This is a genomic window from Clostridium thermobutyricum DSM 4928 (genome assembly GCF_002050515.1).
Lineage (GTDB): Bacteria > Bacillota > Clostridia > Clostridiales > Clostridiaceae > Clostridium > Clostridium thermobutyricum.
Window position 1 is genome coordinate 1 of the sequence record NZ_LTAY01000066.1, and the last position, 11,020, is coordinate 11,020.

General features: G+C 25.7%; 6 protein-coding genes. 3 read left to right on the top strand and 3 right to left on the bottom strand.

Annotated features, from left to right (window positions below):
* The first annotated feature begins 107 nt into the window (after window positions 1–107).
* Together CLTHE_RS16770 and CLTHE_RS12235 are read left to right on the top strand one after the other, a co-directional pair.
* A complete protein-coding gene (locus CLTHE_RS16770; protein WP_207651207.1) occupies window positions 108–6,710 on the top strand; it encodes a SpaA isopeptide-forming pilin-related protein in 6,603 nt (2,200 codons plus the stop codon).
* Window positions 6,711–7,079: 369 nt separating this feature from the next.
* Window positions 7,080–7,280 carry a hypothetical protein gene (locus CLTHE_RS12235; protein ID WP_080023734.1) on the top strand — a complete coding sequence of 67 codons (201 nt, stop codon included), beginning with the start codon at window positions 7,080–7,082 and terminating at the stop codon, window positions 7,278–7,280.
* 35 nt (window positions 7,281–7,315) lie between these two features.
* Here the strand turns inward: CLTHE_RS12235 and CLTHE_RS12240 are convergent, their stop codons facing one another.
* Entirely contained in the window at window positions 7,316–8,290 is a 975-nt protein-coding gene (locus tag CLTHE_RS12240) for an HD domain-containing protein (protein WP_080023735.1), read from the bottom strand.
* A 150-nt stretch (window positions 8,291–8,440) separates the two neighbouring features.
* On the opposite strand from CLTHE_RS12240, the gene CLTHE_RS12245 reads away from it, so the two are divergent.
* Window positions 8,441–9,187 carry an SDR family oxidoreductase gene (locus tag CLTHE_RS12245; protein ID WP_080023736.1) on the top strand — a complete coding sequence of 249 codons (747 nt, stop codon included), beginning with the start codon at window positions 8,441–8,443 and terminating at the stop codon, window positions 9,185–9,187.
* Between the two features lie 31 nt (window positions 9,188–9,218).
* Here the strand turns inward: CLTHE_RS12245 and CLTHE_RS12250 are convergent, their stop codons facing one another.
* Complete coding sequence (locus CLTHE_RS12250) at window positions 9,219–10,571, bottom strand: MATE family efflux transporter (RefSeq protein WP_080023737.1); 1,353 nt, start codon at window positions 10,569–10,571, stop codon at window positions 9,219–9,221.
* 22 nt (window positions 10,572–10,593) lie between these two features.
* Entirely contained in the window at window positions 10,594–10,743 is a 150-nt protein-coding gene (locus CLTHE_RS16775) for a hypothetical protein (protein WP_158082731.1), read from the bottom strand.
* Window positions 10,744–11,020 lie beyond the last annotated feature (277 nt).

The following is an 11,020-nucleotide window of genomic DNA, read 5'->3' on the forward strand; positions in this document are numbered from 1 at the left end:
TTAAAAATGGAGACTGTATTAATATTAACAATAATAGTAAAGTTACTTTTAAAATTGATTTCGAAAGAAATGGTACTTTAACAGCTGGAGACAAGCTTGTTTTCACTTTGCCAAAAGTATTTAAAGATTTAAAAGTTCTTAAATACCCTGATTATTGTTTCGGAAAACCTATCATTAAAGGTAATACTTTAACTCTTGTGGCTAATGGGAACATAACACATGTAGTAAATGGATATTTCAGTGCTGAAGCTACTTTTAATGATACTAGCAATAAATCAAAAGTAGATACTCCTATAAACATAAATGGAAAAGCACAAATTATTCATATAAATGTTCCTAATGCAACTCCAAATCCAGGAGATACTGATTCTGGAAAAACAGATTCAGGATCTGGTACAGGACAAGGAAATATAGTTCATATAAATAAAACTGTAAATGGTCAGCATGGTTTTAATATTAACAATTTAAATAGTAGTAATAATACATTCAATTTTAAAGTTGAAATAAATACTCATGGAATAAACGGAGAAAGTACTTTTAAAGATAATATGTTAGCAGCATTTCAATTGGTTAAAGGAAGCTTATCTATATATAAGGTTACCCCAAATGGAAATGTAAATGTAACAAATAAATTTTTGAAATACTCTACTATAAATAATACATCAATTGAGATAAAAAATATTCCTCAAAATGAAAATTATATTATTTATTATAAAGGAACTATTCCATTAAAATATGCTAATAACTTTACTAATAGATATGGATTTGCCCAAAATAATGCAACATTAAATCAATATTCTTCTAGTGTTTTTGGTACATTTAGAGTAGACAAAATATCCGAGGTTACATCTAATACTATAAAAGGCTTTTTTAGTAAAACTGTAAATAATCAGTTTTATAGTAATGTTGGAGATATAAAAACATATACTTTAAATGTTAATCCTCAAAACTATCTTATAAAATCTGGTGCTATTATTAAAGATAAAATGCCAGAAGGATTAGAGTTAAATTCTTTTGTTGGTGCAAATATGGCAAATTCTACTAATCAATTTATTCCGTATAATTTTAAGATATGTGAAATAACTAAGGATGGTACATATAAGGTTTTAAATCCTTCATATAATCCTATGTCCGAATCACAAAGTGGAAGTGTTGATGGAGTAATTACATTAAATTATCAGACAAATGAATTAACAATACAATTTAATAAAGATACTACAGAATGCTTTGCATTAAGTTATACAGCTAAAGTAGATAAACTTTTAAATAAAATAACTAATACAGCAGAAATGAGTGTTGATAATCTTACTACTAAAAGCTCACGCACTATAAACTTTTCATCTAATTCTGGATTAATTCAGGTATGGAAAACTGTAGGTGCAAATGATAATGACCAAGGAAATATATCTTATATTTATCCAGGACAAAGCAATGATGTTTTATATGAACTTCATGTTCAAGCTTATGGAATTTACCCAGCAAATTATCTAAATTTAGAAGATGATTTACCTGTTGGTGTAATTTTAAAAAGTATAGAAGTTCCTAAAGGATTTTCTTATAAGATTGATGGAAATAAAATTTATGTGCAAAATGACACTATAATAAATTCAAAAATATCATCTGAAACAAAAGTAATAAAAATAGAATGTTCTTTAAAAGATGTACCAGATGGAACTACAACATATAATTCTCTTAAATATAATAACAATGTAGTTTCTACTGTTCAAACTAAAAAAGGTTATGCTTTTAGTGCAATAAAAGCAGCAAAGAATTCTCAAACTTCAAATAAAATAACTTTACAGGGAGCTGTTTATGGAGTTTATAATTCTGATGGTAAACTTTTATATAAGGTTACATCAGGGGAAAATGGAGAAATTCATGGAAATATAAATTCAACAGGAAATTATTATTTACAAGAATTACAAGCACCTAAAGGATATTTAGTTAATAATACTCCAATTCCTTTCAGCATTGAAAAATCTAATATAGGAACAACTCTTAATTTAGGTTATATTTATGACTCTAAAATACCTACAAATGGTGGTTTTACAATCCAAAAGTTAAGTTCTAATGGAGCTAAGCTTGAAGGTGCTGAATTTACAGTAACAGGACCAGATGGATTTAAAAGAGTTGTAACTACAAATACAGATGGAATTGTAAAATTAACAGATATTCCATTAGGAACTTATACAATTAAAGAGACTAAAGCACCATTAGGCTATAGTTTAAATCCTAATATACAATCATTTACTATTAATGCCGAAAATGCTACTAAAGAAAATGAAGTAACATTTAAAGATACTCAAATATTAGGTGATTTACAAATAATTAAAACTAACTCAACAGGAAGCAAAAATTTACAAGGAGCAGAATTCGATGTAAGTGGACCAAATGGATTTAATAAAATTGCAACTACAAATACAGATGGAGTTGCTAATTTAAATAATCTTCCTTGGGGCACTTATACAGTAAAAGAGATAAAAGCTCCTTTAGGGTATAATTTGAATAATGAATCTCAAACTGTCCAAGTTACAAGTGCAAGTGTTGGACAAATACAAAGTTTAACATTTAAAGATACTCAAACTTTGGGTAAATTAAATATAACTAAGACAGGAAAAGATGGTGTTAAACTTCAAGGTGCTGAATTTACAGTAACAGGCTCAAATGGATTTAATAAAGTTGTAACTACAAATACAGAAGGAGTTGCAAGTTTAAATAATTTACAATGGGGTACTTATACAATTAAAGAAACTAAAGCACCACAAGGATATGAGTTAAATAATAAAGCTCAAACTATAACTATTAATTCTGAGGATGCTTCACAAGTACAAGACCTAACATTTAATGATTCTCAAATTTTAGGTCAATTAAGTATATTGAAAACTGGAGCAAACGGGTATAGATTACCTGGAGCAGAATTTAAAGTTATAGGACAAAATGGATTTAATAAAGTTGTAACTACAAATAGAGAAGGTATAGCTACTTTAAATAATCTACAATGGGGTACTTATACAGTACAGGAAATCAAAGCTCCAAAAGGATATAATTTAAATAACAAACCTCAAACCGTAGTTATAAATTCAAATGATGTTTCAAAAGCTAATAATCTAACTTTTGTTGATAGTGAAGTATTAGGAAACTTAACTATAGAGAAGTTAAATGAAAGCGGATATAAACTTGCAGGTGCAGAATTTAACATAAGTGGTCCAAATGGATTCAATAGAGTTGTAACTACAAATACAGAAGGAGTTGCAAGTTTAAATAATTTACAATGGGGTACTTATACAATTAAAGAAACTAAAGCACCACAAGGATATGAGTTAAATAATAAAACTCAAACTATAACAATTAATTCAAATAATACTTCTAACTTAAATGAGATAGTTTTTAAAGATTCTAAAATATTAGGAAGTTTACAAATAACTAAAACTAATGAAAATGGAAAAGAAAAACTTGCAGGTGCAGAATTTAACATAAGTGGTCCAAATGGATTTAATAGAGTTGTAACTACAAATACAGAAGGAGTTGCAAGTTTAAATAATTTACAATGGGGTACTTATACAATTAAAGAAATTAAAGCACCACAAGGATATGAGTTAAATAATAAAACTCAAACTATAAGTATTGATTCAAATAATGTTATCTCAACACAAAATTTAAAATTTGCAGATGTAAGATTAAATGGAAGTATAAAAGTAACTAAGCTAGGCAAAGACGGAGTTAAACTTTCAGGAGCTGAATTTACTATAACTGGTGCAAATAACTTTAGAAAAGTTATAACAACAGATATAAATGGCGTAGCTACTTTAAATAACTTGCCATGGGGAAATTATACAATTAAAGAAACTAAAGCACCACAAGGGTATAAATTGAGTAATAAAACTCAAACTGTAACTATTAATTCTAATGATGTTTCACAAATACAAAGTATAACATTTAATGATACTCAAATCTTAGGTAAGTTAAATATAACTAAAACAGGAAAAAATAGTTTTAAACTTCAAGGAGCTGAATTTACAGTAACAGGTCCAAATGGATTTTCTAAGGTTGTAACCACAAATAATGAAGGAGTTGCAAGTTTAGATAATTTACAATGGGGTACTTATACAATTAAGGAAACTAAAGCCCCATTAGGTTATAAATTAAGTGATAAAGCTCAAATTATAACTATTAATTCAAATGATGTTTTACAAGTACAAGGTGTAACATTTAACGACTCTCAAATTTTAGGTCAGTTAAATATAATTAAAACAGGCAAGGATGGAGTTAAACTTGCGGGTGCGAAATTCAAAGTAACAGGACAAAATGGATTTAATGAAATTGTAACTACAAACAAAGAAGGATTAGCTGCTTTAAGTAACTTACCATGGGGTACTTACACAATTAAAGAAGTTAAAGCTCCTTTAGGATATAATTTAAATAATGAAATTAAAACTGTTCAAATTACAAGTGCAAGTGTTGGGCAAGTACAAAGTTTAACTTTTAATGATACTCAAATTCTAGGTAAATTAAATATAACTAAAATAGGTAAAGATGGAGTTAAACTTTCAGGTGCTCAATTTACTATAAGTGGACCAAATGGATTTAATAAAACTGTAACTACAAATAAAGAAGGAGTTGCAAGTTTAAGTAACCTTCAATGGGGTACTTATAGAATTAAAGAAACTAAAGCACCTCTAGGATATAAATTAAATAGTGAAGTTCAAACTATAGTTATAAATTCAAATGATGTTTCAAATGTTCAAAGCATTACAGTAGTAGATGGACAAGAAACAGGAAATATAACTATTACAAAAGAAGGTCTAAATAAAGAAAAATTAGCAGGAGCTATTTTTGAAATAACAGGACCAAATGGATTTAATAGAGAAGTTACAACAGGAGATAATGGAAGCGTTAGTTTAAATGGTTTAGCTTGGGGTACTTATACAATTAAGGAAATTAAAGCACCACAAGGATATGAATTAAACTATAAACCACAAACTGTAAATATTAATGCTAAAACCGTTAATTTAACACAAGGATTAACTTTTACAGATATAAGATTAAACGGAAGCATAAAAGTAACTAAACTAGGCAAAGACGGAGTTAAACTTTCAGGAGCTGAATTTACTATAACTGGTGCAAATAACTTTAAAAAAGTTATAACAACAGATATAAATGGAGTAGCTACTTTAAATAACTTGCCATGGGGAACTTATTCAATTAAAGAAACTAAAGCCCCAATAGGATATAAATTAAGTGATAAAACTCAAACTGTAAATATTAATTCAAATGATGTTTCTCAAATTCAAGGAGTAACATTTAATGATACTCAAATTTTGGGGAAATTAAGTATAATTAAAACAGGTAAAGATGGGGTTAAACTTCAAGGAGCTGAATTTACTGTAACAGGACCAAATGGATTCAATGAAACTGTAACTACAAATAAAGAAGGAGTCGCAAGTTTAAGTAATCTTCCTTGGGGTACTTATTCAGTAAAAGAAATTAAAGCTCCAGAAGGATATAATTTAAATAAGACAGTTAAAACTGTCCAAGTTACAAATGAAAGTGTTGGACAAATACAAAGCTTAACTTTCAATGATACTCAAATTTTAGGTAATCTAAATATAACTAAATTAGGTAAAAACGGAGCTAAGCTTGAAGGTGCTAAGTTTACCATAAGTAGTTCAAATGGATTCAATGAAACTGTAACTACAAATAAAGAAGGAGTTGCAAGTTTAAGCAATCTTCCTTGGGGTACTTATAAAATAAAAGAAACTAAAGCACCACAGGGGTATAAATTAAATGATAAAATTCAAACTATAACTATAAATTCAAGTGATGTTTCACAAGTTCAAAGTTTAACATTTAATGATACTCAAATTTTAGGGGAATTAAGTATAATTAAAACAGGTAAAGATGGGATTAGACTTGAAGGAGCTAAATTCAATATCACAGGACCAAATGGATTTAATAAAATTGTAACTACAAACAAAAACGGAATTGCAATTTTAGATAATTTACAATGGGGAACTTATTCAGTAAAAGAAATTAAAGCTCCACAAGGATATAATTTAAATGATAAAGTCCAAACTATTCAAGTTACAAGTGAAAATGTTGGTACAATTCAAAGTTTAACTTTCAATGATACTCAAATTTTAGGTAAGTTAACTATAACTAAGATAGGTAAAGATGGAGTTAAACTTGAAGGTGCTAAATTTAAAGTAACTGGTCCAAATGGATTTAATAAAATTGTAACTACAAATATAGATGGAATTGCAAGTTTAGATAATTTACAATGGGGAACTTATTCAATAAAGGAAATCAAAGCTCCTCAAAATTATAGTTTAAATAATAAAGTATTTAATATAACTATAAATTCTAAAGATGCCTATCAATTCTTATCTATAAAAGATAAATTAAACTCTAAAAATATTATAACTAGTTATGATAATAAAAATAATAAATCTAATTTTAAAGAAAATAATATTAATAAATTAAATAACATTAAAAATGAAATAACTAATTATAATAACAAAAATAATAAAATTGAAAATGTTGCTGCAAAAAATAGTAGTAAAACTAATATAGAAAATAATAATAGCCAAAGTAATACTGAGAGTCCTAAGACTGGAGATGCAAGTGAATTACCAATAATAATATTATTAGGTTTTGCTGTAGCAACATTAATACTAATAAACAAAGGAAAAATTTTAAATAGCAAGAAGTAATTAGCAAATATACGATAAGAAGTAATAAAAGAAGCTATCGCTTAAAATAATTTAGCGATAGCTTTTTTATGATATTATAAGTTAATAAAAGCAGAAATTTAACTTTTTATAATAAAAAATTATATATAACCCATTTAATACATATTCGCTTATAAAATAATAAATTTTGATAATGCGGATTTTATTATTGGTTTAAAAGAGGAACAGTAAAATTAGAAAAACATTCTTATGAATGGGAAATAAATGCTAATGATACTATAATGAAATAAATTTTTAATCATCTCCTTATAATTTGTTAAATAAATTATTCCCAATATGAGTAAGGACAAATGAACATCAAGGGTAATAACAAATAGGAGATGATGTAAAGTGGATATAACAGCTGTACTAATAACAGCAATTATAATGATTTCATTAATTGTTATAACTAAAATTGTTGTTAGTAGTGATAAAGAAAATAAAGTGAGTTTAAAACATAATAAGGATTTAGAGAATAAACAGTCAAGTATAAGCTTTAAAATAAATAGTAAAGAAAAAAATAATAAAAAAAATAAGATTACTTTTAAGTAATCTTATTTTTTAAAATATTTATTTAACTACAAAATTTATTTTATAATTTTTATAAAAATTCCCTCTCTTAGTTTTTTTATTGCATTTTCTGTTTTGACTTTAGAAATTTCGGATTTTTCTGATAAACTAAAAATACTATTTTCTAAATATATTGTAGGATCTATTATTCTAACTTTATTTTTTATATGTAAATCAAATTCATTTTTATTCTCTTCTAACTTAGGAATTTTTTTTAATATATTCATTAAGTTAGCCACAGTTTCAAACTTTGAATTATTTAATTTTTCTAATAAATATAAATCATCTCTTAAAAAATCCTCTTCTTTTATTTCACCTAATTTCATACTTTCTTTTATAGCTTTACTTAACATATCATTGCCAAATATATTAATAGGATTCATAAAATAATCTATGACTTCTTTATAATAAGTTTCAACAAACCATTCACCTATTTCTATTGATTTTATTACTATTTCTCCATTTTTAACATCTAATTTTTCTAAAAATTTATCTATTTCATGTTTAGAAATTAATTCTGCTTTATATAAATCCCTAAGAGTGTAGTCCACTCTATCTGCACAAAGTTTTGGTGCCTTTCTCTCTAAAATTTTCCATTTTTCTTCGTTAAAAAGTATGTATTCATAATTAAAACCATACTTTTCTAATATTTTAGGTATTTTAGAATTTTCTATAACATCTTTAAAAATTTTTTCATGGTAATCTTCATTTTCATTTTCTAAAACAAAATCAATAACATGTGAAAATGCAGTATGAGATATATCATGTAATAATCCTGCTATCTGTTCTTCTATAGTTCCACCTAACATTCTTATAAGAATCATTGTTCCTATAGAGTGTTCATATCTTGTCACATTCCATTTCGGATTAACTAAATGACTTCCTCCACCTTGATATATATTTTTAAGTCTAATAAATTCGTCAGTTAAAATTATTTCTTCTAATATATCTTCTATCTCATATTCTCCATAAATATAATCATTAATTTTCATAATACTCCCCCTCTTAATTAAAAATTTAATTATACAGGTTAATTATAATATATTTTATATAAACATAATGTTAATTAATAAAAATTATGATTTTCTATAAAAAAATATATACTACTATATCCTTATAAATTAAATAAAGGAGTGTTTTTTATGAAATTAAATAATAATACTATTTTAATTACAGGAGGTTCTAAAGGAATTGGTTTTGAAATGGCAAAAAAATTTCTTCAACTTAATAATAAAGTTATTATATGTGGTAGAAATGAATCATCATTAAAATCTGCCAAAAATGAACTTAAAGATGTTTATACTATAAAATGTGATATAAGTAATTCCAATGATAGAAAAGAACTTGTAGAAACTATAAAAAAAGAGTTTCCTTCTCTTAATGTATTAGTTAATAATGCTGGTATCCAAAGAGATGTAAATTTTAATTCTAATTGTGATGATTTACATAATCTAGATGAAATATCTATAAATTTTGAAGCCCCTATTTTCCTTATAAAAGAACTATTACCTTTAATAAGAGAAAATAATAACCCTTGTATTATAAATGTTAGTTCTCAACTTGGTTTTTTCCCAATGGCTAAAATGCCTATATATTCAGCAACAAAAGCTGCAATGCACTCATTTACTAAAAGCTTACGTCATCAATTAAAAGATACTGTTGAAGTAATTGAAATCATACCACCTGCAGTAGACACTAATCTTAATTCTGAAGGCAGAAAAAAAGGTAATTTCAAATTTGATTTAAAAACACCTGAATATGTAGAAGATGTTTTTGAAAAGCTTAAAAAAGAATTGGTGGAAATTTGTTATAAAGATAATTTAGAAAATATAAATAACTCAACAAAAAAAGATATAGACTCTATATTTGAAAAAATGAATAATAGATAAAAAAATAAATGGAGTTTTTTCTCCATTTATTTTATATAAATAATTTTTCTTTTTTATAAAATCTTCTAAGTACAATTATTATTATTATACCTTTTAATATGCTTGTTAAGCTAACAGCCCACCAAATACCATCTATTCCAAGCATATTTGGTTTTGATAAAAAATATGCTAATGGCACTCTAAGTCCTGTTAGTATAATACTTATTATTGAAGGTATATGTGTTTTAGATACTCCATTAAAAACTCCTGAAGTAGTTATTTCTATGCACATAAAAATTTGAGAATATCCTAAAATTTTAAGATATGATGTTCCAGTTATTATAGCTTCTTTTTCAGGAATAAATATCGAAAATACTATATCTCCAAAAAATATTAAAAGTATTGAAGAAAATATTCCAACACCTAAAGCTATTGCTAAAATAGATTTATATCCTTTCATTATTCTTTCAAACTTTTTTGCTCCAAAGTTTTGTCCAACAAAAGTTCCTAAAGCTATTGCTAATCCTTCTGTTGTCATCCATGATATAGATTCTATTTGTGATCCTACTTTTTGAACAGCTATTGGAACTGGTCCAAAATGAGCTATTATTCTTCCAAGTATCATTGCAAACACTGTGAACAATCCACTTTGAAGTGCAACTGGTGTACCTATCTTACAAATATTTCTTATATACTTAGTATTAAACTCTTCAAATATATTTACCTTAAATAATGTATTATTAGATTTAAGTATTAAAAATATAAATAATATAGAAACAAAAATTTGAGATATTACAGTAGCTAATGCAGCTCCTAAAACCCCAATTCCATTAAAATTACCAAATCCAAATATAAAAATAGGATCTAATATTATATTAACAACTAATCCTGATGTATTTATAAAAAATGGAATTTTACTTTCTCCAACTGCATTGAATATAGATGTGAAAACTGGATTTATAAAATAAAATGGTAATCCAAAAGAAATAGCAATTAAATATGTCTTAGCTAAATTTATAACTATTTCATCCCCTAAATTAAAAAATCCTATAAGTGGATTATTAAATATAATCATTGTTATAGAATATATTATTGATAAAATTAAATTTATCTGAATTGAAGCTCTAACATATTTCTTAACTTTTTTAAAATCTTTTTTTCCGAAATTTTGAGAAACCTTTATCTCAGCTCCCATTTTTGATACTATAACAAATGCCATTGCAAACCAAGTAAAAAATCCTGCTGTTCCTACGGCAGCAACAGCAGAACTTCCTATTCGTCCAACCCAAATCATATCTATCATGCTATATGCCATTTGTATAAAAGAAGTTCCCATTATAGGTAAAGCTAACATTAATAGCTTCTTTATAATAGGTCCTTCTGTAAGATTTAACCCTTTAACCATACATATGTCCCCCTGAAAAATTTTATTTTAATTTATGTTGAATTTGCGTATTTTGTATAGATGCCACTACTGGCTTCTTATATTTTACTATAAGTAATCCTGTTATAACACCTAAAATAGCAGCAATTATTCCTATTATAACTAATGCTCTAATCATTTTTTTACTATCCATAATTCATTTTCTCCCCTTTATTAAATTCTTCATTAAATTTAAAAATCATATTATATTAATATAATTATTGAATTTAATATTTTCTAAGTTATCAAGACATATAGTATGTTAAATGGCGAATTTTGTCAAGAATAGCAGTATTCTTTAAATTAATCTTCTTAATCTAAAATATACGTTTAAAATTATATATTAAATTTAAGATATTTAACTTAATTTATAGAGATTATATAAACAAATATTTTTATAATATTTACTAAAAAATATATAACCTTTATAG

Bases quoted from the DNA above. Each gene is read 5' to 3' on its own strand.
- CLTHE_RS16775 (WP_158082731.1), bottom strand. From the start codon at position 10,743: ATGGATAGTAAAAAAATGATTAGAGCATTAGTTATAATAGGAATAATT.
- CLTHE_RS12250 (WP_080023737.1), bottom strand. From the start codon at position 10,571: ATGGTTAAAGGGTTAAATCTTACAGAAGGACCTATTATAAAGAAGCTA.
- CLTHE_RS12245 (WP_080023736.1), top strand. From the start codon at position 8,441: ATGAAATTAAATAATAATACTATTTTAATTACAGGAGGTTCTAAAGGA.
- CLTHE_RS12240 (WP_080023735.1), bottom strand. From the start codon at position 8,290: ATGAAAATTAATGATTATATTTATGGAGAATATGAGATAGAAGATATA.